Source organism: Blautia parvula (assembly GCF_020215665.1).
Taxonomy (GTDB): Bacteria; Bacillota; Clostridia; order Lachnospirales; family Lachnospiraceae; genus Blautia; species Blautia celeris.
In genome coordinates, this window is record NZ_CP084061.1 from 3,293,355 (window position 1) to 3,315,480 (window position 22,126).

Annotated in this window: 21 protein-coding genes and 1 tRNA gene; 6 read left to right on the forward strand and 16 right to left on the reverse strand. The window is 49.4% G+C overall.

The window, feature by feature from the left end:
- Positions 1-31: 31 nt before the first annotated feature.
- Positions 32-859 carry a MerR family transcriptional regulator gene (locus LC508_RS15175; protein WP_103731161.1) on the reverse strand — a complete coding sequence of 276 codons (828 nt, stop codon included), beginning with the start codon at positions 857-859 and terminating at the stop codon, positions 32-34.
- A 35-nt stretch (positions 860-894) separates the two neighbouring features.
- On the reverse strand, positions 895-3,201 hold the full coding sequence (locus tag LC508_RS15180) for an EAL domain-containing protein (RefSeq protein WP_103731162.1): 2,307 nt from the start codon (positions 3,199-3,201) through the stop codon (positions 895-897).
- 157 nt (positions 3,202-3,358) lie between these two features.
- Here LC508_RS15180 and LC508_RS15185 point away from each other — a divergent pair, with 157 nt between their 5' ends.
- Complete coding sequence (locus LC508_RS15185) at positions 3,359-4,840, forward strand: GntR family transcriptional regulator (RefSeq protein WP_033141463.1); 1,482 nt, start codon at positions 3,359-3,361, stop codon at positions 4,838-4,840.
- 45 nt (positions 4,841-4,885) lie between these two features.
- On the opposite strand, the gene LC508_RS15190 is transcribed toward LC508_RS15185, so the two are convergent.
- A tRNA-Arg gene (locus LC508_RS15190) sits at positions 4,886-4,959 on the reverse strand.
- A gap of 233 nt (positions 4,960-5,192) precedes the next feature.
- Between LC508_RS15190 and LC508_RS15195 the strand changes: the two genes are divergently transcribed.
- From LC508_RS15195 to asrC, 4 genes are all read left to right on the forward strand, one after another.
- Positions 5,193-6,938, forward strand: coding sequence for an ABC-ATPase domain-containing protein (locus LC508_RS15195; RefSeq protein WP_103731163.1), 1,746 nt, complete (start codon positions 5,193-5,195; stop codon positions 6,936-6,938).
- A gap of 129 nt (positions 6,939-7,067) precedes the next feature.
- Complete coding sequence (gene asrA / locus LC508_RS15200; RefSeq protein ID WP_033141465.1) at positions 7,068-8,081, forward strand: anaerobic sulfite reductase subunit AsrA; 1,014 nt, start codon at positions 7,068-7,070, stop codon at positions 8,079-8,081.
- Positions 8,078-8,872 carry an anaerobic sulfite reductase subunit AsrB gene (gene asrB / locus LC508_RS15205; protein ID WP_103731164.1) on the forward strand — a complete coding sequence of 265 codons (795 nt, stop codon included), beginning with the start codon at positions 8,078-8,080 and terminating at the stop codon, positions 8,870-8,872. Before asrA ends, asrB begins: the two co-directional genes overlap by 4 nt.
- 12 nt (positions 8,873-8,884) lie before the next feature.
- Positions 8,885-9,853, forward strand: a complete 969-nt coding sequence (asrC, locus tag LC508_RS15210) for a sulfite reductase subunit C (protein WP_054353737.1) — start codon at positions 8,885-8,887, stop codon at positions 9,851-9,853.
- Between the two features lie 137 nt (positions 9,854-9,990).
- Here the strand turns inward: asrC and LC508_RS15215 are convergent, their stop codons facing one another.
- Both LC508_RS15215 and LC508_RS15220 read right to left on the reverse strand, forming a co-directional pair.
- Positions 9,991-11,004, reverse strand: a complete 1,014-nt coding sequence (locus LC508_RS15215; protein ID WP_054353739.1) for an aldo/keto reductase — start codon at positions 11,002-11,004, stop codon at positions 9,991-9,993.
- 7 nt (positions 11,005-11,011) lie between these two features.
- Positions 11,012-12,094 (reverse strand): zinc-dependent alcohol dehydrogenase family protein, encoded by a 1,083-nt coding sequence (locus tag LC508_RS15220; RefSeq protein ID WP_197064107.1) that lies wholly within the window; start codon positions 12,092-12,094, stop codon positions 11,012-11,014.
- 304 nt (positions 12,095-12,398) lie between these two features.
- On the opposite strand from LC508_RS15220, the gene LC508_RS15225 reads away from it, so the two are divergent.
- Positions 12,399-13,262, forward strand: a complete 864-nt coding sequence (locus LC508_RS15225) for a TraX family protein (RefSeq protein WP_054353738.1) — start codon at positions 12,399-12,401, stop codon at positions 13,260-13,262.
- A gap of 139 nt (positions 13,263-13,401) precedes the next feature.
- On the opposite strand, the gene LC508_RS15230 is transcribed toward LC508_RS15225, so the two are convergent.
- The 11 genes from LC508_RS15230 to LC508_RS15275 all read right to left on the reverse strand — a co-directional run bounded on the left by LC508_RS15230 (position 13,402) and on the right by LC508_RS15275 (position 22,124).
- Complete coding sequence (locus tag LC508_RS15230; RefSeq protein WP_103731165.1) at positions 13,402-14,718, reverse strand: M23 family metallopeptidase; 1,317 nt, start codon at positions 14,716-14,718, stop codon at positions 13,402-13,404.
- A 179-nt stretch (positions 14,719-14,897) separates the two neighbouring features.
- Positions 14,898-15,146 carry a hypothetical protein gene (locus tag LC508_RS15235; RefSeq protein WP_054353754.1) on the reverse strand — a complete coding sequence of 83 codons (249 nt, stop codon included), beginning with the start codon at positions 15,144-15,146 and terminating at the stop codon, positions 14,898-14,900.
- A complete protein-coding gene (locus LC508_RS28245; protein WP_250810175.1) occupies positions 15,139-15,420 on the reverse strand; it encodes a DUF3990 domain-containing protein in 282 nt (93 codons plus the stop codon). The genes LC508_RS15235 and LC508_RS28245 overlap by 8 nt, the downstream gene beginning before the upstream one ends.
- Positions 15,413-15,685, reverse strand: coding sequence for a DUF3990 domain-containing protein (locus LC508_RS28250; protein ID WP_250810168.1), 273 nt, complete (start codon positions 15,683-15,685; stop codon positions 15,413-15,415). Before LC508_RS28250 ends, LC508_RS28245 begins: the two co-directional genes overlap by 8 nt.
- Positions 15,686-16,097: 412 nt before the next feature.
- Positions 16,098-16,412 (reverse strand): hypothetical protein, encoded by a 315-nt coding sequence (locus LC508_RS15245; RefSeq protein ID WP_033143672.1) that lies wholly within the window; start codon positions 16,410-16,412, stop codon positions 16,098-16,100.
- A 90-nt stretch (positions 16,413-16,502) separates the two neighbouring features.
- The gene (locus LC508_RS15250; RefSeq protein ID WP_033143673.1) at positions 16,503-17,063 is read right to left on the reverse strand and encodes a Fe-S-containing hydro-lyase; all 561 of its coding nucleotides are present in this window, start codon (positions 17,061-17,063) and stop codon (positions 16,503-16,505) included.
- On the reverse strand, positions 17,064-17,906 hold the full coding sequence (locus LC508_RS15255; RefSeq protein WP_103731166.1) for a fumarate hydratase: 843 nt from the start codon (positions 17,904-17,906) through the stop codon (positions 17,064-17,066).
- A gap of 14 nt (positions 17,907-17,920) precedes the next feature.
- Positions 17,921-19,522: an FAD-dependent oxidoreductase gene (locus LC508_RS15260; RefSeq protein ID WP_033143674.1), complete on the reverse strand. Its 1,602-nt coding sequence runs from the start codon at positions 19,520-19,522 to the stop codon at positions 17,921-17,923.
- A gap of 12 nt (positions 19,523-19,534) precedes the next feature.
- Positions 19,535-20,209, reverse strand: coding sequence for a 2Fe-2S iron-sulfur cluster-binding protein (locus LC508_RS15265; protein WP_103731167.1), 675 nt, complete (start codon positions 20,207-20,209; stop codon positions 19,535-19,537).
- Between the two features lie 20 nt (positions 20,210-20,229).
- Positions 20,230-21,084, reverse strand: a complete 855-nt coding sequence (locus tag LC508_RS15270; RefSeq protein ID WP_033143676.1) for an FAD/NAD(P)-binding protein — start codon at positions 21,082-21,084, stop codon at positions 20,230-20,232.
- Positions 21,084-22,124: a 4Fe-4S dicluster domain-containing protein gene (locus LC508_RS15275; RefSeq protein ID WP_054353755.1), complete on the reverse strand. Its 1,041-nt coding sequence runs from the start codon at positions 22,122-22,124 to the stop codon at positions 21,084-21,086. The genes LC508_RS15270 and LC508_RS15275 overlap by 1 nt, the downstream gene beginning before the upstream one ends.
- Positions 22,125-22,126: the final 2 nt, after the last annotated feature.

Sequence of the window (22,126 nt, forward strand, 5' to 3'; positions counted from 1 at the left end):
AGAACAGAAAAGACCTGCCGCAAAGGCAGGCCTAACTATCCGGCTCCGTCAGGATCGTCACCTGGGTGACATATTGTTCTATATCCGAGACTGCTATTTCATTCATTCCGATTTCATAGGCATATCCTGTGATCCGTAAGCCGTGCTCTTCCGCAAAAGCCAGCATCCGGCTGTAAAGTCCGGGCAGTCTGTCCCAGCTTCCTGTACAGATGCCCCGCAGATAAGTACCTTCCGGCTTTCTGTAAAATCCCTCCACCCGCACAGGACTCTCTAACTGGGTATATAATCCGTCATAGATTTCAAATTCGCCCTGCCGGATTTTTTCCACAGACAGTATGCTGCCGCAGCTTGTCTTATATTTGCTCAGATCCCAGGTCTTCTGCAGATGCTCCAGCAGAGTGGGCATATCCACGAATTCTCCCTGCTGTGCCTCAGAGGACAGTGGTGTTATAAAAACATACTCCTCCTCACAGTTGATCAAATCAATCTGCCCGTCCTCCACCTCCATACAGAGCCGCAGCATATCCTGTTTCTTCTTCAGAACGTTTTGCAGGTTCTCCAGATTGCGGATGGTATCTTCAATCTCCCCTATCTTTTTCTCTGAAAGAGATATAAATCCCTGGGCTGTGGGCTTGTTCAGATATTCTTTGATCTCCCCGATGGACATATTCAGCTCCCGGAGCGCCAATATACTTTCCAGTTCCGCACTCTGCCGGTATGTATAGTAGCGATATCCGTTCTTTCCCTTGTATGCAGGAGAAAAAAGGCCGATGTCATCATAGTAATGCAGTGTCCGCTTGTTTAAATGATGCAGCCTGGCAAACTGCCCTGCTGTAAAAAGTATGGAATTCTGAAACATGTCCTACCCCCTTGCGTTTTATCCTCTGTACACTCTCAGACCATTATACCACGCACATATTTTTCTTCAAATGCATCAGCCGGCATCGGCCTTGCATAGACATACCCCTGTATCATATCACAATTTACCTGCCGCAGATACTCCACCTGCTCCGGTTCCTCTATTCCCTCCGCCACGGTCTTCACATTCAGCTTCTTTGCCAGCTCCATCAGACATGCGATCACATCTCTTGCCTTCTCACTGTGCATATCCAGAAAGAAGAGACGGTCCAGCTTCAGAGCATCCACATCAAATTCTTTTAAAAGGCCCAGGGAGGAAAATCCGGAACCAAAGTCATCCAGAGAACAGGTAAATCCCAGTGCGTGCATCCGATGTATACTGTCCTTTACCACATCAATCTGCTCCTCATCCAAAAATATGGATTCTGTCAGCTCAAATTCCAGCATCTCTGTCCTGACACGGTACTGTTTCGCGATACCGGAAAACTCCTCCAGAAAGCCCGGTTCCCTGAAATGCTGTCTTGACAGGTTGACAGAGACAGGAATCAGCCTTTTTCCCATTCGCTCCCACTTTGCCATGAGAGCGCACACCTCCCGGAACACATATACATCCAGCCTGCATATCTTTCCGTTTCTCTCAAACAGCGGGATAAAATCCGATGGACAGATCACGCCCCGCTCCGGGTGCTGCCAGCGCACCAGCGCTTCCGCCCCCTCTGCCTCACCGGTCCTGGGGCTGACCTTTGGCTGCAGATATACCCGGAAATGACGGCTGCGGAGGGATTCCTCAAACAGCTCGTTCATCTCCTCCTCCCATTTCAGGCGCTTTACAAAACTCTCATCATAGAAGACACATTCCTCCCCAGCCTTTTTCTCCACACTCTGCTCCGCCAGGCGCGCATGATCCTGCAGAATGGTGATCTCCTCGCCTGGGTGTTCAATGATACAGGCTCCCTGACGGAATGCCACAGGATGGCGGGGAGCTTCGGATCCCGAAAATGCATTCACTTCTGTAATAATGTCCCTGAGCCTTGCCCGGATACGCGCAGGCTCCGCATCCCGAAGACACAGGAAAAAATTGTCCGATTCATTTCTGGCGGCAAATTCATCGTCAGATGGTTTGATATGACGCTGCAATACCCGGTGGATATGGCGCAGCATCTCATTGCCTCCTTCAATGCCGAATCTCTCGTTGACCATTTTAAAGCCTTTTACATTCATCATGACAATACAGTTGGAGGAGGGGGCCATTTTACAGGCCAGCTCCTCATATTTCAGGCAGAAAGCCGCCTGGTTCATGCCTCCGGTCACATGGTCCTCAAACGCATAGCGCTCCAGTTCCCTTCTTCCTGTGCTGAAAAATCGGTACACCTTTATAAGGAAGATAAAAAATACGGCCATGACAAATATGAGGATCAGAAAAAATCTCCATATACTCCCCTCTGAGCTGCCTGCGATCAGGTCCGAAGGTATGATGGTCAGCAGAACCCAGTCATTTACTCCCAGCGCGTCATAGGACAGATAGAGTTCATCCTGATGCGTGGATGTAAATGCCAGGATTCCGCCTGTGCCCCTCCGCATATTTTTCCGCATCTCATCAATCTCAGATACAACTTTCCCGTCTTTGCTCTTCTTGAAAATATCATCCAGCTGCAGAAATGGCTTTAAATCCGTGGGGGAGAGAATCACCTTCCCGCTGCTGTCTATGATACAGCTCAGGCTTTGTCCGTCAAAGCTCTTGGACGCGATCATATCCTGCATTTTTTCCTTGCTGCGGATGCCGACCATGACATATTCCACGGATTTCTCCCCATCGCCGCCATAAACCGGCACGGAATAGATGATTTCCTGACCCCCGAGATAGCTGGTTCCTGTTCTCCCCTTAAAGGCTGCCCTGACACAGTCCAGTTCTGCCATTCCCTTCAGTTCCGCCTTGCCAATGGTCTCCGGCACCTCTGTATGCACCATTTTTCCCTGCCTGTCTATAACCGTCAGAAAATTAAACTCCAGCACTCCGGCCTTCTCTTCCAGAAAATTTTGAAGCTCTGCCGTATCCTCTCCCGACCCAAAGGAATCCGGCAGATACCCCGCGGCAAACTCTGATATCATTGCCAGGTCCTCGGATTTGTGATGCATGGTATTGCCAATCTCCCCTGCCATACGCATTGTCACATCATTTAAATATTCCTCCGTGCTGTGATCCAGCACCTTCCGGAGGTCAATGGCATTCCAGGCGGAAATGAGCAGCGTGATCAGGATGACCACCCCGATGATCCCCACCTGCATTCCGCTTATCAAAAAAGGCCCCTGATATGCGGAGCCTTTTCCCACCCTTCGTCTCATGTTCCATACTCCTGCCATAATACGATTCTGTTTTTCCTATTTTTTCTCTTTAGAATATTTTACACTGAATTTATTTTGAAGCGCAATCTTATATTTGTGTACATATACATATAGTATTATAATAGAGATATACTATCAGCATAAGGGAGGCTGCACCATGGAACAGAAGAACAGATTATTTGATTTTTTATACCAAAGTCTGAGGGAACAGATTGAGACCGGACTTCTTCCTTACGGAAGTGCGCTCCCCTCCATGAGCCAACTCTGCGAAATATACCATGTGGGAATGCGCACAGTCCGGGAGGTACTGAAAGCCCTGGCAAAGGAAGGTCTCATCCAAACAGCCGAGCGGAAACCCTCCCGCGTCATATACCGCCCTTCGGGGAACCACTCTCCTGAGGAACCGTCCGTGCGCACAGTCCTGGAGCACAGAGACTCTATCCTGTCTGTGTATGAGACCATGACTATCCTGATGCCTCCTCTCTTTTCCTTCTCTGCCCTGGTCTGCGGGGAGGAAAAGATGCAGCACTGCCTCTGGATTCTGGCGCATGAGAAAAAAGTGCGCAGGAATAAGTGGCAGACCTATTCCATGTTCCTGCATGAAATTCTCTCCGCCTCCGGCAGTCTGCTGTTCCGTGACCTGTATATCAGCCTGGAACTTTATGCCCAGATTCCCTTTTTCTGGGAGCGCAGAGGTTCCATTGTAAGACCCGGGGAAAATGTAATAAGTCATAACACTTTCTGGGACACCGGACTGCTGAAGCCGGAAAACGCCGAGGAGGCTCTGCACTATTTTACCGCGCTTTATCGTTTTACAACAGATATCATACAGGAACATCTGAAAATACTTGTCTCAGAAAACCCACAGGTAAAGGCAGCCGGTAAAAACGTCTACTCCTGGAACGCCGACCTGGGACGTGATCATTATTATATGCAGATTGTACGGGATATTATTGACAAGATCGGAATGGGCCTCTATAAGGACAGGGAATTTCTGCCTCCGGAGGGAATACTCGCCGGACAGTACCAGGTCTCTGTCTCCACGGTGCGCAAGGCGCTCTCTGACCTGAACCGTCTGGGCTTCTGCAGAACCTACAATGTCAAGGGAACACAAGTCACCCTCTTTAATGACGAGGCAACCTTTGTCTGTATGAAGGACAGAACCTATAAAAAAGACACGCTGCTGTACTTAAGCGGCCTGCAGTTCATGGCGCTTGCCGTCCCCCCTGCTGTCAGGCTGACCTTTGACCGGATAACGGATGAGATCCTGGATTCCCTGGCGCAGAGATTCCGAGAACCCAATGCTATTCCCCTTGATTTGATCATGGACTGTATCATAGAGCAGATGCCTCTGTACCCTTTTCGTATCATTCTTAAGGAAGTGAGAAAGACACTGCACTGGGGATATTATTTCTCTTTCTATGCGGAAGGCAATCAGATGTCCAATATCATTAACCAGATGGGGCTGCAGGCTTTTGAATATCTCTGCAGGAGAGACCGGGCTGCCTTCACGGAGCAGCTCAGTGCATGCTACTGCCATATCCTGACTTTTGTCCGCAACTTCATGACCGGCTGCGGCCTTCCCGAAGCTTCCGATATCGCGGCACCGGATATGTCCTTTATCCGCCTGTATATCTGAACAAAAAGAAACCCTTGTAAAATTTTCATTCTACAAGGGCCTTGACGTGCGCGAGAGGATTCGAACCCCCGACCTTCTGGTCCGTAGCCAGACGCTCTATCCAGCTGAGCTACGCGCACATCCAATAATTGGATAGATATTAATTTGTTATTGCCTCAGCAACGAAATTTATTATATCCTATGGTGCGAAAAATGTCAATAGGTTTTTGAAACTTTTTTTAATCACTCTTTTACCGTCATACTTAACAGATGACTGCCGGAAGCAAACAGTTACACTTGCCATTTTTCAGCGGATTGTTTATAGTAAAGGGTAAGCGCAGTCTGCTTATTTATATAAAGGAGTGACAAGAATATGAAATCATCATCAGATCTTAAGACCATGCTGGCCTCCATCCACCGGAAAAGCTATCCTGCCTACAAGGATTTGCGGGGTATCTACTCCTTCGGTGACTATACATTATCTATCAATCATGTGCAGGGAGACCCCTTTGCGGCGCCCTCCAGTCTGAGTGTGAAAATCCCCCTGAAGACCGCCGGTTTTCCTGCCCATTATTATAAGGAAAGGCATACCAGAATCGCCCTTCAGGACTATCTGAACAGACAGTTTGAACAGCAGGTATACCATTTCAGCTTCAGGGCCAAAGGCTCGGGAAAGAGCGGACTCATCTCCGTCAGCCGCTGCGGGCAGGAAATCCTGGACCGCACTGCCTGTGAGATCACCGATACCGACGTGACCGCCCGCTTCACTGTGGGCTTTCCGGCAAACGGCAGGACCATCAACGCTCCTGAGCTGGAAAAAATCCTGTTTGAATTTCTGCCTGTATGCGTGCGGAAATCTTTCCTGTATAAAAACCAAAACGCAAAAACTGTGGAAAATGTGTTTTTTCTGGCAGAGGACCAGCAGTTCATCCGGGAGGAACTGAAAAAGCGTAAGCTGGCTGCCTTCGTGGCTGACAACGCCATCCTCCCAAGACAGAGCGGTGTATCGGACAAGCCGCTTTCCGACTGTGTCCCCTTCATCTCCCCGGACTCCATGCGCACTGAGCTGACTCTTCCCCACAAAGGGAAGATCACCGGCATGGGCATCCCGGTGGGCATCACCCTCATTGTAGGCGGCGGCTACCACGGAAAATCCACTTTGCTGAATGCCCTGGAATCCGGTGTATACAACCACATCGCCGGGGACGGCAGGGAGTATGTTATCGCGGACGACACAGCAGTGAAGCTGCGCTCCGAGGACGGACGTTTTGTAAAGGATGTGGATATTTCCATGTTCATCAATGACCTTCCCAATAAAAAGGACACCCGCTGCTTCTCCACCCCGGACGCCAGCGGAAGTACGTCCCAGGCTGCCGCTATTGTGGAGAGCATGGAGGCAGGTTCCCATCTGTTTTTCATAGATGAAGACACTTCTGCCACCAACTTTATGGTCCGCGATACCTTTATGCAGCATGTGATCAGCCGCCATAAGGAGCCGATCACTCCGTTTTTGGAGCGCGCCCGGGATCTGTACACCGAGGCCGGTATCTCCACCATCTTAGTGGCAGGCAGCAGCGGTGCCTTTTTCCACATTGCAGACACCATTATCCAGATGGACTGCTACCGCCCTGTGGACATAACACATGCCGTGAAGGAACTCTGCAGAGACTTTCCGCTGCCCCCGGCAGACACGCCTGCCTTTGCGCTGCCTCAAAGCCGCAGAATCATGACCACACCTGATTTTCGTGAGCCCCAGGGACGGTCAAGGGGCCGCAGACCGGAGGAACACAGCCACGGACAGAGAGAAAACAGAGGTCTGAAGACCAAGACACATGACCGCTATACCTTCTCCATCGGCAAAGAATCCGTGGACCTGCGGTATGTGGAACAGCTTGCGGACTACGAACAGACGGCAGCTCTTGCCTCCATCCTGCGCTATGCATGTGAGAACCTCATCGACGGCAGAAAGACCCTGGACCAGGTAGTGAAGCTGCTTCTGCACCAGCTTGAGACAAAGGGACTGTCCTCTGTCTGCGGAACCTCCTACACGCCCTGCGGGCTGGCCATGCCCAGGCCTCAGGAGATTTACGCCTGCTTTAACCGGTTCAGAAGGCAGTAAAGCACAAAAAACTTTATAAATCGTGAGAATTATCACGGCATTCCCAGACTGCTGCGGCTATACTTATCTGAAACGAGTGAAGCCGCAGCTTTTCTGCGCCCTCACACCATTTATGAAAGAGGTGAAATTATGGGTTATTGTTACAAGACGCAGGATTTACAGCAAGTCTTTTCTGCTCTTACCGAAACTTATGACCTTTACGCTCCCAGACTTTTTCCGAATAAGGGAGCCTTTTCCGATACGGATCTGGTCCGCTATGACAGGATCACTTCCCCTGAGGAAATCGTACTTGACAGGAAGTCACGCTTCTCTCCCAAGGAAGTGCTGCTCCCCATTTCCCAGACCTTATTTTATTTCACAGAGGACAAGGTAACCGAACCGAATCCGCCAAAGAAGGATGCTGTCATCTTCCTGAGAAGCTGCGACCTTCACGCCATACGCCGTCTGGATTATATGTATCTGGAAAACGGCCCTGAGGATTCCTACTACAGGCAGCTCCGCGACCATGTAAAATTCGCGCTCCTGGGCTGTTCCTCCTGTTTTGACTCCTGCTTCTGCGTGGATATGGGAACCAATAAAAACACGGATTATGATTTCAGCCTGGACCTTACAGGCGATACCTGGAAAATAGATGTAAAATGGCAGGAGCAGGAAGAACTCTTCCGAAAATATGCCGTTTCCCAGGAAACCGTCTCCCCGGCTTTCGTGACAGAGACAAAGACCCGCGTACATATTCCCGAAAACCTGACAGCCAAAGCCGCTAAAAGCTCTGTCTGGAAAGAATATGACAGCCGCTGCATCAACTGCGGACGCTGTAATTTTTCATGTCCGACCTGTACCTGCTTCACCATGCAGGATCTGTTCTATACAGACAACGGTAAGGTGGGCGAGCGCCGCAGAGTGTGGGCCTCCTGTATGGTGGACGGCTACACGGACGTGGCAGGCGGAGGAAGTTACCGTAAAACCAACGGGGAACGTATGCGCTTTAAAGTCATGCATAAGGCACTGGATTTCAAACAGAGAGCGGGCTATCAGATGTGTGTGGGCTGCGGACGCTGTGACGATGTCTGTCCGGAGTACATTTCCTTCTCACACTGCCTGAACCGCCTTTCTGATGCCATGAAGGAGGTGGAAGATTTATGATAAAAAATGAATATATTCCTTTCCGATCAGAAATAAAAGAAGTAATTCGCCACACAGCAATTGAGTACACCTTCCGCATGGAATACACAGGTGATGTGAAACCGGGCCAGTTCTTTGAGGTATCCATCCCCAAATACGGCGAGGCTCCCATCTCTGTCAGCGGCATCGGCGACGGCTGTATAGACCTGACCATACGCCGCGTTGGCAAGGTCACAAACGAAGTGTTTGAGCAGTATGAGGGGGACACCCTGCTGCTGCGCGGACCTTACGGAAACGGATTCGACCTGGAAAATTATAAAGATAAAGAGCTTGTTATTGTGGCAGGCGGCACCGGTGTTTCCCCTGTCCGCGGGGTGATCGACTACTTTGCACGCAATCCCGGGGCGGCCAAAAGCGTCACCGTAATTGCAGGCTTCAAAACGCCGGATGACATTTTGTTCCGCCGGGATCTGAAGCTCTGGGAAGAGAATTTAAACCTGATCCTCACAGTGGACAGCAGGGAAGGTGACAAGTCTTACAGAGAGGGACTGGTAACTGCCTATATCCCTGACCTTGAATTTGGTAATATGGATGACGCCTGCGCCATTGTTGTAGGCCCGCCCGCCATGATGCGCTTTTCCACCATGGCCCTTATGGACCGGGGCCTGAAAGAAGAACAGATCTGGATTTCCCAGGAGCGCAAAATGTGCTGCGGCCTTGGAAAATGCGGCCACTGTAAGATCAATGATGTCTATGTATGTCTGGACGGCCCTGTCTTTAACTTTACCAAAGGCCGCCAGCTGCTGGATTAGGAGGTGCAGGGAATGGATGTCAATACAAAGGCTTTAAAGAAAAATGCATTCCGCGTCACAAAAGAGCGCGGCAAAACAGCCTCCCGTGTCCGTGTACCGGGCGGTCATATGGATGCCTGTTATCTGTCCATGATACAGGATATCGCTGAAAAGTACGGCAACGGAACCGTACACATTACCAACCGCCAGGGATTCGAGATTCCCGGCATTGACTATGCAGATATGCCCAAAGTCAACGAAATGCTGCAGCCCATCATTGAAGGACTGGACATAAATCAGACGGACCCGGGCACAGGCTATCCGGCTTCCGGGACCAGAAACGTAAGCGCCTGCATCGGCAACCGCGTATGTCCTTACGCCTGCTACGATACCACGGCATTTGCAAAACGGATCGAGAAGGCCATCTTCCCAAACGATCTGCATTTCAAGATTGCCCTGACCGGATGTCCCAATGACTGTGCCAAAGTCCGCATGCATGATTTCGGCATCATGGGAATGACGCTTCCCCGTCTGGACCCCAGCCGCTGTGTAAACTGCGGTGCCTGTGTCAAATACTGCCGCCGCAAATCCGTGGAGGCTCTGGAGACTGTAAACTACCGTCCAAAGAGAAATGAAGAGAAATGCATCGGCTGCGGTGAATGCGTTCTGAACTGTCCTGCCTCCGCATGGACCAGGGATGAAAAGAAATATTACCGTCTCACCCTTCTGGGACGTACAGGAAAGAGAAATCCGCGTCTTGGCGAGGATTTCATCAAATGGGTGGATGAGGACAGCATCATCAAGATTATCCTGAACACCTATAAATATGTAGAACACTACATTGACCGTTCCGCTCCCGGCGGCAAGGAACACATCGGCTACATTGTGGACCGCACCGGATTTGAAGAGTTTAAGAAATGGGCGCTTGAAGGCGTGGAACTGCCTGAAATTGCGGAAGTTACCACTCCTGTGTACTGGAAAGGTGTCCATTATACAAAATAGAAAAGCCCGGTCTGACGGACTTACGCGTCGAAGCGCGCAGAGAACCTCCTCAATTCTCTGTGCGCTTTGCTTTTACCTCTTGAAAAGGACTCTTCCGGGTAAACCATACCCGGAAAAGCCCTTTTTCTCTTATATCCCTATTTTGTGATCGTCCCATCCAAATCCCACAAATCTTCCCAGCTCTCTGCCCCCGGCCAGAGGAATACCTGGCCTTTTACCAAACGGCAGTTCTTATCTGCAAGGCGGATTTTTTCCATCTCCTCCTCTGTCAGCGGGTCTTCGGTGGTACATTTCAGATTGCTGATATACTGCGGTTCCTTTACGGAGAAAGGAATGGGCACCTGCCCCCGCTGTACTGCCCATTTCAGGCACACCACAGCCGGATGTATCTGATGGGCTTTGGCAATCTCCAGAATCTCAGGTATCTGGGTGTCTGCAACGTCCTCAGAGGTTCTGTCACGCTCCGGGCGTGAGGGGGAACCAATGGGGCAGTAGCCGATGGGCACGATTCTGTGCTCCAGCGCGTACGCAAACAGCTCCGGCTGCTGGAAGCCCGGATGAAGCTCCATCTCAATGGCTGCGGGCTGTACTTTGCAGAGGGGAAGCACTGCTTCCAGCTTCGGTATGGTCATATTGGACATACCGATGTGGCGCACAAGACCTTCCTCTAAAAGCTGTTCGCACTGTCTCCACACACTCATGAACTCCTCTGTGGAAAAGGGTCTGGAATCCGGGTTCCTGGAATCCCCGTCACAGCCCGGCGCGTGGTAATTCGGAAACGGCCAGTGTACAAAGTACAGGTCCAGATAAGAAAGCCCCAAATCTGCAAGGCTCTGCTTACAGGAAGCTATAACCTCCCCTTCCCCGTGCATGTCATTCCACACTTTCCCTGTGATGAACAGCTCCTCTCTCTTTACAACTTTGTTTTCAAAGAGACGTCCGAGCACAGCACCGATCTCCTTTTCATTCTGATAGACGGATGCACAGTCAATGAGGCGGTATCCGTTTTCCACGGCACCGTAAACTGCATTTGACACCTGCTCTGCGGAATACTTGTCAGAGCCAAAGGTACCTATACCGATCGCCGGCATTCTGGCTCCTGTATATAAAGTTCTGTAAGGCACTTTTGCCGGGTCTACTCCTTTTGTCATCCTGTGCCTACCTTTCATCCTGGTCGCCGAAGACTACAGCTACCTTGCCGCACTGTCCGCCGGCCATGAGTTTATATGCTTCGCCCGCTCTCTCGATGGGGAACTCGTCTGTGATCAGATCTTCCGGATGGATATTCCAGCGCACCAGCCTTTCCACCAGTTCTTCCATTCTCCACAGGCTTGTCACCCAGGAACCAAAGATTGTCTTCTGTCCGTGAATGATATCCGGGCTTGGGTTAAATGTACAGGTTCCGCCTTCACCTACGAAGGCAATTTTGCCCCATTCTCTTGTGGCGCGGATGGCAAGCTGACGGCCAGCATCATTGGCGCTGGCATCAATCGCACGTTCAACGCCGTATCCTCCCGTCACTTCCAGTATCTCATCCACGGTATTCTCGCCCGGTTTGAAGACATGGTCCACAAGACCCAGTTTTTTAGCCAGTTCAATACGGTAGTCATTCATTTCCACACCGATCAGTTTATTCGCGCCCAGCGCTTTGGCAAGCATGAGGGCTGCCAGGCCTACAGGTCCAAGTCCCGTCACCAGAACCGCATCATTTCCGCTGATGCCGATTTTCTCAATTGCCTCGTAAACCGTACCGAATCCGCAGGCAACCTGCGCACCGTCTTTGTAGGTGAGTTCATCGGGCAGGGCGATCAGGTCCTTCTCCTCCGCCAGAATGTACGGAGCCATGCCGCCGTTTCTCTGCCAGCCGTATGCCTGACGGAATTTGCTCTTACAGGAAATGTAATATCCTCTTCGGCAGTCATTGCACACACCGCATCCGGAAATGTGATATACGATCACTCTGTCACCCTTTTTAAACCTGCGGAGGCCTTCGCCCTCCTCCACGATCACGCCGCAGGGCTCATGACCTGCCACCATACCCGGAATATATCCTTCCGGTCCTTTTCCCACGTGTTCTCTGTAAATGCATCGGATGTCACTGCCGCAGATCGTTGTTGCCTTTGTCTGGATCAATACCTGTCCGTGACCCGGCTTCGGAACATCGAACTCCTTCATTTCAACTGAGCTGTTGCCCGGAAGTATTGCACCTGCCATCTTTTTCGGAAGCATTTTTACTGCCATAACTGTTGTCCTCCCAACCGTAAATTCCAGCATTTTCTGCTGTTTTTTATTTGTCCTTATTATACCATTCTGCGCGGAGGTTATTAGAGATATCTGCGACACCTTGCTGTCTTTCATGTCGTGTTTTCGTATATTTTTTAAACTGCCTTCCGTCATGCAGGCCCTTCTGTATACTTACGGACATCCCCGCCAAAGGTGACAAAAATGTAATAAAAGTTCCGAATTTGTAAGGTAAATCGATGGCAGATATCCCTGTCATACCCTATAATCAACACTGTAAAACAAATATCACGGAGGGTTTGAAATGAACGAGATTGCAATACCAAATAAAACAGCCGCTGCCAGATCGGGGTTCACTTCCTATTCTTTGAAGGTTCTGGCGCTTCTGCTGATGACACTTGACCACATTTATTATTACCTGGGAGGCGGGATTCTGCCGGTCCCCCACATATTTACTCTGCTGGGCCGGATCTCAGCACCCCTGTTTCTGTTTGCCATGGCGGAGGGCTTTTCCCATACACATGACCGGAAGGCGTATCTCAAACGGCTGTATATCGCCTCTGTGCTTATGTCCGTGGGAAATGGCCTGGTCAACGCCTTCCTGCCGCATCCCGGCGGGGCTATGGTCATTAACGGTATGTTTGCCACTTTATTTCTTGTGGGGCTTTACATCTGGGCTATTGAATTGCTCATTGAAGGCGGAAAAGAAAGAAAATGGAAAAAGGCAGGAGCCGCTTTGGTAATGCTGCTCGTACCCGTATTCTCGGGAATTGCGGTTATCCTGTTTATGGGAAATATGGCAGAGCTTTCACCTGTGGGCAGAATCGCCTTCCAGGCAATGTATACCCTGATCCCCTCACCTGTTTTCGTGGAAGGCTCTGTCTTCTGGGTAGTCCTTGGAATCGGATTCTACTTTCTCAGAAATAAGAAAATCAGGCTTTCTGTCTTCTATGTACTTATGTCCGGATTTTTCTTCTTCTCCGCGGCTGGTGCGGGACTGACCTATGAAAATCTGTTTATCCTGAATGACCAGTGGTTTATGATCTTATCGCTTCCTTTTATTCTGCTCTACAACGGTCAGCGGGGGCGAAAAATGAAATACTTCTTTTATGTTTATTATCCGCTGCATGTATATCTGCTTGTGATACTTGCCAGGATTGTGGCCTAAAGAAAGAACTATTATAAAATGTAAAAGAGACCTTATCAAAAGGACAGTATTGTTTCACTGCTCCCTTTTATAAGGTCTCTGATCTTACAAAACAGATAAGTATTTATCGCCGCTTTTCCGAAGCACTGACCGTTGTCTGCTATCTTGTATGGGCATCTGCCGGCTGTTTTTCCGTATTGCCGCCTGTTGTCTTTTTTTCTTCCGCTGACTTCAGATATTCCAGAGCCTCCGGGTCTTTTATCTGCATTGCCCTGGACCACTCTTTTGTCGCATCGTCCCTTACCACCTCTGACTGGTTCTTATACAGGAATTTGACCAGTTCATAGACATCCACCCAGATTTCATGATTTCCCTCTCTCTGGGATTCGTCAAAAATAAGCTGCAGGCCAAAATGCAGATGGGTTGTATCAATGTTATTCACATTTTCCTTTGCGCTGTACCCGGTGCGTCCCATATAGCCGATCACATCACCTGCCTGCACAACGCTGCCCACTTCCAGGGATTTGCAGTAAGGGAAATTCTGACGCAGATGAGCGTAATAATAATATCGCCTGCCGTCAAAACTGCTGATTCCCAGACGCCATCCGCCGTACTGGTTCCAGCCCATAGCTGACACATAACCGGACTCCACCGCCACAATGGGTGTACCTGTCTGCCCCATCATGTCGTGCCCCAGGTGTTCTCTCTTATAACCATAGCTCCTGGCCACACCGAAATCATCATAGTCATTATAGGGAAAACTTTTCGCAATCGGACTGAATCCTTTCAGTCCATACTTCTTTGTCCAGTTTACCGTCCCCGGGCTCTCCTGGTCATTCTGATCCTCTTTACGTCCCTGCTCCGCCTGGCTGTCCCGGTTCTGCACTTCCTGACTGTCCCGGCTCTGCACTTCCTGCCCTTCATTTTCTGCCTCTATTTCATACTCTCCCACCAAACCATCCAGGACTGCACCGTAGGCCTCACGGTAGTAGTCAAAAGACTTTATCTCCGCAGACAGCTTTTCCACGGTAGTTTCCCCTTTTTGGAGCCTGTCGGCAATCTCATCCATATCTTTTGCCTTATACTGTTTAAAATCTCCGCCGTATCTGGCTCCCAGATAGGCCAGCAGATCCACCCAGTTTAGATGACCTTCCTGCCCATATGTATCCACATCGTAGGCACATGCCTGACGCATGGCTTCACTGGTCACATGGAAATCCACCCATTTTATGTAGTCTTTTCCCGCACTGTCTGTGCCGGAATCCTTTCCACTGCCTGCGGCAGAACCCTCTTCGCCATTCGTGCCGGATTTTTCCTCACGCGTGGTGCCGGATTCCGGTACATTTGCTGCCGGGTCCGTGCTCCTTCCGGCAGTAAAGGCACCTTCTGAGACATCTTTCCAGCAAAGCACTGCCGTCAAAGTCAGCACAATAACTTCCGCTATAAAACCATATTTTTTCCATCTCTGTCTGTTCATGTCCGGCCCCCGGTCACATTCTGTATCAATTTATGTGAAGTGATAAAATTTTAGAACTCAGACTGTGGATCGGTGGTTAATGTTCATGCGCCACTGTCCTCCGAGATGTTTTAGACCGAAAGCATAAAAATCCGGAGGCAGACAGCACTATAGGAAGCAGAATGCTCCATTGGAACATTTTATAGATTTGGTGCCTTTTCTTTCATCTCCTCAAAATATCTTTCAGCAATATACTCCGCCGATTCTGCCCAAAAAGCATTTTCAGTGTTTTGTAAGGTTTTATATGTCTGTGATTTATAGAAACGCATTACCGCCTCCTCAAAATCAATTCCCAACTGCTCCTGCATTATATCTACAACAGCTCTGATCTGGATACAGACATTCATGGTTATATCTTTTCCATTAAAGGTATAAATTATATCACTCATACTTTTCCCTCCCTATGAATCGCAGGTAAGCCAGTGCTTTCTCCGTATGGAAAAACACCTGGTTGTTTACCTTACTATATCTTAAACGCTTAACAGCCTCTTCTGCGGTCAATATCCCCGATATATATAACTGCACAGTTTCCATCGTGTTATCATCCGCCACTGGTCCAATAACGATATCATAAGTATGCTGCGTTCCACCTTGGGCTCTGTTCCTTTTAATGAATTCCAGCCACTCTTGGTTCAATGAGTCAAAGCGTTTTATTTTAAGCATTTCGTTGATATAGATAATAGCACTGCGCTTTTTCTCTCAGCGAAAGCCGGTACCCCCACTCGATTGCCTGTGTCTTCAAAATAGTTGTATAAAACCCTCTCCCAAAATCTCTCCGGTTACGAGACTTAGTCAATTCAATTGACTTAAAATCATAGGTAGTCCCGTGGTAAACAATGAGTTCCTTAGATTCTTCTCTAATAATTTTATCTACATATTCCACCGTTTCTTCAAAATCCACCTGATGGAGATATTCATGCTGAATCATAATTTTTCAAATACTTGACATTTATGAAACAATTCAGTGACATCCTCTCCGGACAAATGATTGCGCTTTGCATATGTTTCCATTGCTCGTAAAGATAACATCTCAACATCTGTTTGAATACTCATAGTTTTCCTTTCAGCCCCTCACACAGTAATATTGTCACCTATAGTATATCCATCTTTTAATGCAAAATCAACAAAATACAGCGGCAACCCCCTCAACTTGAGAGAATTGCCGCTATTTTCGAGATACCGTACTGCGTGTTACTGATATTCATTTATTTGATTTCTAAACATAGAAAAACCACCCATGAACTTTGACCAGTATCAGGGTGGTTTTTCTAATCTACACAGGTCAATCCACCTTGTGGGCGGTTGCTCCTTTTACATTCATAGCGCTTCAAATCGTAATCTCAGGCTTTTTCTCTTGCTTTATCCAGTTTTACATTTCTGAAATAGAGTGCCATGTCAATGGAAATCTCAACAATATTCAGTATGTAGAAGAACCATCCCAGATAAAACAGCCAGTCAAGAGAAGTTCCTGCTGATCCGGCTTCCATCCACAGAATCACTTTGCGGGCAATACCGAACACGTAACCAATCCAGATAAAGAACTCAAAGAAAAGGCTCTTTCCTTTTGCTGTTCTGGAAATCCAGGATTTACGGATTGAAATCGGCCACGACAGGCCGAAGCAGAGTATCATAAGTGCTTCTAATAAGTTTGTCATTCTATTTTCTCCATTCCCTCTTTTAATGTGGTGCAAAGACCGCCTCTGTTCTTTCAGAAGCGGTCTGTCTTACGTCCTTCAGATTCTGTCTTACTCTTTATGCTGTGCCAGATAAGCGGCTCTGCCCTCTTCGTACAGGTTCTTTCCTTCGCTGTCGATGATGACAAACAGAGGCATATCCTCCACATATAATTTTCTCAATGCCTCCGCGCCCAGATCTTCATACGCGATCAGTTCCGCTTTTTTTATACATTTTGCCAGCAGTGCGCCTGCTCCGCCGATCGCGCCGAAGTAAACGCCGCTGTATTTTTTCATAGCCTCAATGACTTCCGGAAGGCGGGCGCCTTTTCCGATCATACCTCTTGCACCTACGGACATCATAGTCGGTGCATAGGCATCCATACGTCCGCTGGTGGTAGGGCCTGCGGAGCCGATGACCTGGCCCGGTTTCGCCGGTGTGGGGCCCACATAATAGATGGTAGCGTCAGTGGGGTCAAAGGGAAGTTCCTCACCTCTTGCCAGTGCTTCGCACATGCGCTTGTGGCCTGCGTCACGTGAGGTGTAGATGGTTCCTGTTACATATACGGTATCTCCCGCATGAAGAGTTTTTGCCAGCTCTTCGGTAAGGGGCAGTGTAATATGTTTTTCCATTTAAATCACCTCCGTTTTGTGGCGGGTCACGTGGCAGTTGATATTGATGGCACACGGCATACCTGCAATATGTGTGGGCATGGTCTCAATGTTCAGTCCGATGGCAGTGGTCTTACCCCCGAATCCCTGCGGTCCGATACCGAGCTTGTTGATCTTGTCCAGCATTTCCACTTCCAGATCCGCATAGTACGGGTCCTCATTGGAGGAATCAATGGGCCGCATCAATGCTTTTTTCGCAAGAAGGGCAGCCTTGTCAAAAGTACCTCCGATGCCCACGCCCACAACCATAGGCGGACATGGGTTCGGGCCTGCTGTCTCGACTGTCTCCAGGATGAAATCCTTGATTCCCTGCAGGCCTGCTGACGGTTTGAACATGCGGATAGCACTCATATTCTCACTTCCGAAGCCTTTCGGTCCCACTGTGATCTTGATCTGCTCACCCGGAACAATCTCGGTATAGATCATGGCCGGTGTGTTGTCGCCTGTGTTGCCTCTGCGCACCGGGTCTTTTACTACGGATTTTCTCAGGTATCCCTTATCGTATCCGCGGCGCACGCCTTCGTTCACAGCCTCGCTTAAATTACCGCCTGTGATATGTACGTCCTGTCCGATTTCCAGGAATACGCATGCCATTCCTGTATCCTGGCAGATTGGTACATTCTGTTCGTCAGCGATCTCAAAGTTCTCAATAATATTGTCCAGAACGCCCTGTGCAATTTCCCAGTCTTCACATGCTCTGCAGTTTTTGATCGCACATTTCACATCCTCAGGCAGATGTTCATTGGCCTGGATGCAAAGGTTCTCAATGACATCTGTTATCTGGCTTGCCATTATTTCACGCATATACGTTCACTCTCCTATCTCTCGTGGCGGGCATATTTAGGAAGCAGCAGCGGTGATACATCATCGGAAGCAATGCCTGCATTATTCAGTTCTTCCGCATATTTCTCAATATGCTCCAGTGTCATGGTGCCAAGCTCTGTCTCTTTTGCCCTGGCTGCTGCGGCCTTACCTGCGTTGCGGCCGAATACAATGATATCCAGAAGAGAGTTGCCCATCAGACGGTTTCTGCCGTGGATTCCGCCTACCGCCTCACCGGCTACCAGCAGATTGCTGATTTCCTTTGTAAATCCGTCTCCGCCGATCTCCAGACCGCCGTTCTGGTAATGAAGAGTCGGGTATACAAGAATCGGCTGTTTTCTCATATCAATGTCATAGTTCATGTACATACGAAGCATGGCAGGGATACGTTTCTCAATAGTACCCTCTCCGCCGATTCTCTCGATCATGGGCGTATCCAGCCATACACCGCTGCCAAGAGGTGTTGCCACGCCTTTACCCCTGTCGCTGCACTCGCGGATAATGGAAGCTGCTGCCACGTCACGTGTCTCCAGAGGATGCATAAATGCCTCTCCGTCAATATTTACAAGCATGGCTCCCAGAGAACGTACTTTCTCTGTAACAAGAGCACCGAAGATCTGTGCCGGATACGCAACACCTGTAGGATGATACTGAATGGTATCCTGGTATAAAAGCGGAGCACCTGCACGGTATCCCAGAACCAGACCGTCTGCGGTTGCACCATAATGATTGGATGTGGGGAAATTCTGATAGTGGAGACGTCCTGCGCCGCCGGTCGCAATGATAACCGTCTTTGCTCTTGCCACCATATAGTCCTCTGTCTCCATGTTCTGAAGAACAGCACCTGCCACTTGACCTTTTTCGTCCTTGATCAGCTCCACTGCGGATGTAAATTCCACAACGGGGATCTGACGGTTTAAAACCTCATCGCGCAGAGTACGCATGATCTCCGCACCGGAGTAATCCTTGCAGGCATGCATTCTCTTTCTGGAGGTACCGCCGCCGTGGGTGGTGACCATATTTCCCTCTGCGTCCTTGTCAAACATAACACCCAGCTTGTTCAGCCACTGAATCGCGTCCGGGGCTTCCATAACCAGTCTTCTCAGCAGTTCCGGCCTTGCTGCAAAATGTCCGCCGCCGAAAGCATCCAGATAGTGCTGTACCGGGGAGTCATTTTCCTTGTCTGCTGCCTGGATACCGCCCTCTGCCATCATGGTGTTGGCATCACCGATACGCAGTTTTGTGACGATCATAACGTCTGCGCCTGCCTCGTGAGCTTCGATCGCAGCGGAAGAACCTGCTCCGCCGCCGCCGATCACCAGCACGTCCACGTCATAATCCACTTTGTTCAAATCTATATCCACATTTAACAGACGGCTGTTGGAGTGGAGTAAATGTCCCAGCTCTGTGGGGGCTTTCTGGCCCTTGTTTGGTCCGATCTTGATCTCTGTAAAGCCGTCTTTTTTGTAGTCCGGATGATAAGCCTTCAAGAGGGCGTCTTTTTCATCAGCGGTCATACGCCTGGGTTCCATGCCCATACGTTCGTCTCTGGTCGCTTCCACCTTTTTAATGGACTCAAGCATTTCTGGTGTAAACATGGCTATCCCTCCTTATTTCTCAATCTCTCTTGTGTTGTAAAGTTCCTGCATTTCCGTAATGGGTTTCTGCATAACCTGCTCGATCAGTTCATCATAAGCACCCTTATGGATCTCCTCCACGCGGTTTTTCAGATGTTTTGTCTCAGGCGCGATATATTTTCCTGTGAGGCGCCTTGCAAGAAGACCAACCATAGGATGAGAAATGCCGGCCGGGCATCTTACGGAACAGCAGCCGCAGCTTACACAGTCAAAGGACTCCTCTGCGCATTTCTCAAATTCCCCTCTCTGTGCGTAAGCAATGTACTGCATAACGTTCAGATCCTGTGTACAGGCTTTTGTACAGGCATTACATCCGATACAGCTGTAGATCTCCGGATAGAGTTCCATCATGATCTGCTGAGTCGGTTTGATCTCCTCTATATCATAAGTTCTCTTATCTGTGGGGAAGAAGGGGATGCTTGCCACATACATGCCTTCCTCCACCTGTGTCTGACAGGCAAGACAGGTCTTTAACTCGTTCTTTCCCTTGATTCTGTATATTGTAGCACATGCCCCGCAAAAGCCGTGACGGCAGCCGCATCCTCTTTTCAGGGTGTAACCGGCATATTCCATGGCTGTCATGATCGTCAGATCTGCAGGCACGCTGTATTTCTTACCAAAGAAATATACATTTACCATTTTTTCCATTATAGGTACCAATCCTTTCCTTAATACTCATTCGGTAATTCATCAATCTCATCACAGCGGAATACCGGTCCGTCTTTGCACACGTACTTGGAACCGATGTTGCAGCGTCCGCATTTGCCTACGCCGCATTTCATGCGCAGCTCCAGAGTTGTGTACACCTGCTCTTTGGAGAATCCCATCTCCTGCAGAGCTGCCAGCACGAACTTGATCATGATCGGCGGGCCGCAGACAAGGGCTGTCTTGTCCGTGGTAAAGCCCACTTCTTTCAGGTAGTTTGGTACGAATCCCACATGGCCGTCCCAGCCTTCCTGCTCCCGGTCGATGGTCAAATATACATTCACGCCCTCTGTCTTCATCCAGACTTCCTGGATCTCTTTTAACTGGACCAGATCGTCTGCGGATCGGGAACCGTAAAGGATGTCCACAGTGCCGTAGTTCTCTCTGTTGTCCAGCACATAGTTGATCACGGAGCGCAGAGGCGCAAGGCCGATACCGCCTGCGATAAACAGCAGGTTTTTGCCTTTTAACTCAGTCTCTACCGGGAAATGATTTCCGTATGGCCCTCTCACGGTGATCTCGTCGCCCACCTCAAGGCTGTGGAGATAATCGGTGAGGACACCGCATTTCTTGATGCTGAATTCCTGGAATTCTTTGTTAGTCGGTGAGGAAGTAATGGAAAACATACCTTCACTGATGCCCGGTGCACACACCATGGCACACTGTCCGGGCATATGTTCAAAAAGCTTTCCGCCCTCCGGCGCGTTTACGCGGAAGGTCTTCACATCCGGTGTCTCCTGGCGGATATCCGTGATGACTCCCACCTGGGGGATCAGCGTATCCAGTGTATAATTCTTATGACAGGTACATTCACTCATTATTTGTCACCTCCCTGGTTCTGAAAGGATTTGATAACCTTTACGATATTTAAGGAAGCCGGGCATTTTTCCACACATCTGCCGCAGCCTACACAGGAATACATCCCGTCGTTGTTTGCCGGGAAATATACCAGTTTATGCATAAATCTCTGACGGAAACGCTGCATCTGGCTCGTACGGTTGTTCCCGTGTGCCATCATGGTGAAATCCGAGTACATGCAGGAATCCCAGCAGCGGTATCTCTTGATTCCGTGGCCTGTGTCGTAGTCCTTGATGTCATAGCACTGGCAGGTTGGACATACAAAGGTACAGGTTCCGCACGCCAGACATGGCTTGTACAGTTCTTCCCAGAGTTCTGAATTGAATTTTTCGTTTAATGCCTCCCCGTTCCATCCTTCCAGGGAAAGATTGGAGTAAGGCAGCTTCTCAACGATTCCGCGGATGGATGCTTTCTCTTCCTCCACTTTCTTCTCGTCCTCAGCGTCTGCCTCAGCAAGAAGGCTTTCTGCAGATTTCGTAAGGGCATCTCCCTTTTCTGTGAGGGATTTCCAGTAAAGCTCCTCGCCTGTCATCCACACAGCCACATCTGCCACCGGCTCTGCACAGTCTGCGCCAAACACTTTACAGAAGCAGGTCTCTTCCGGCTCATGGCATGCCATAGCCACAATAGTACCGTGCTCACGCCTTGCCGCATAGAAAGAGTCTACCGGGTCAGCTAAAAATACTTTATCTAAAACCTCCACACCTTTCACATCGCAGGCCTTCATTCCAAATACCACAAAATCCTGCTCTTTCAGTGCTTCCGGTTCAACTGTCAGCTTTTTTCCGTCCTTTCTGCAGGTATACAGATCCTCACTCTGGGGGAAGAACGCGTCTTTTGGAGATTTCACCGTCTTCAGTGTATCAAGATCCACCTCCGCGTCCTCGCTCCATGCTCTGAAGTTCACCTGTCCGCTCACTTTTACAGGAAGGTATAATTCCCGGGAGCCGGCGATCAACTGGAATAATGCCGCCAGATTTTCTTTTGCTATCTTATACATAC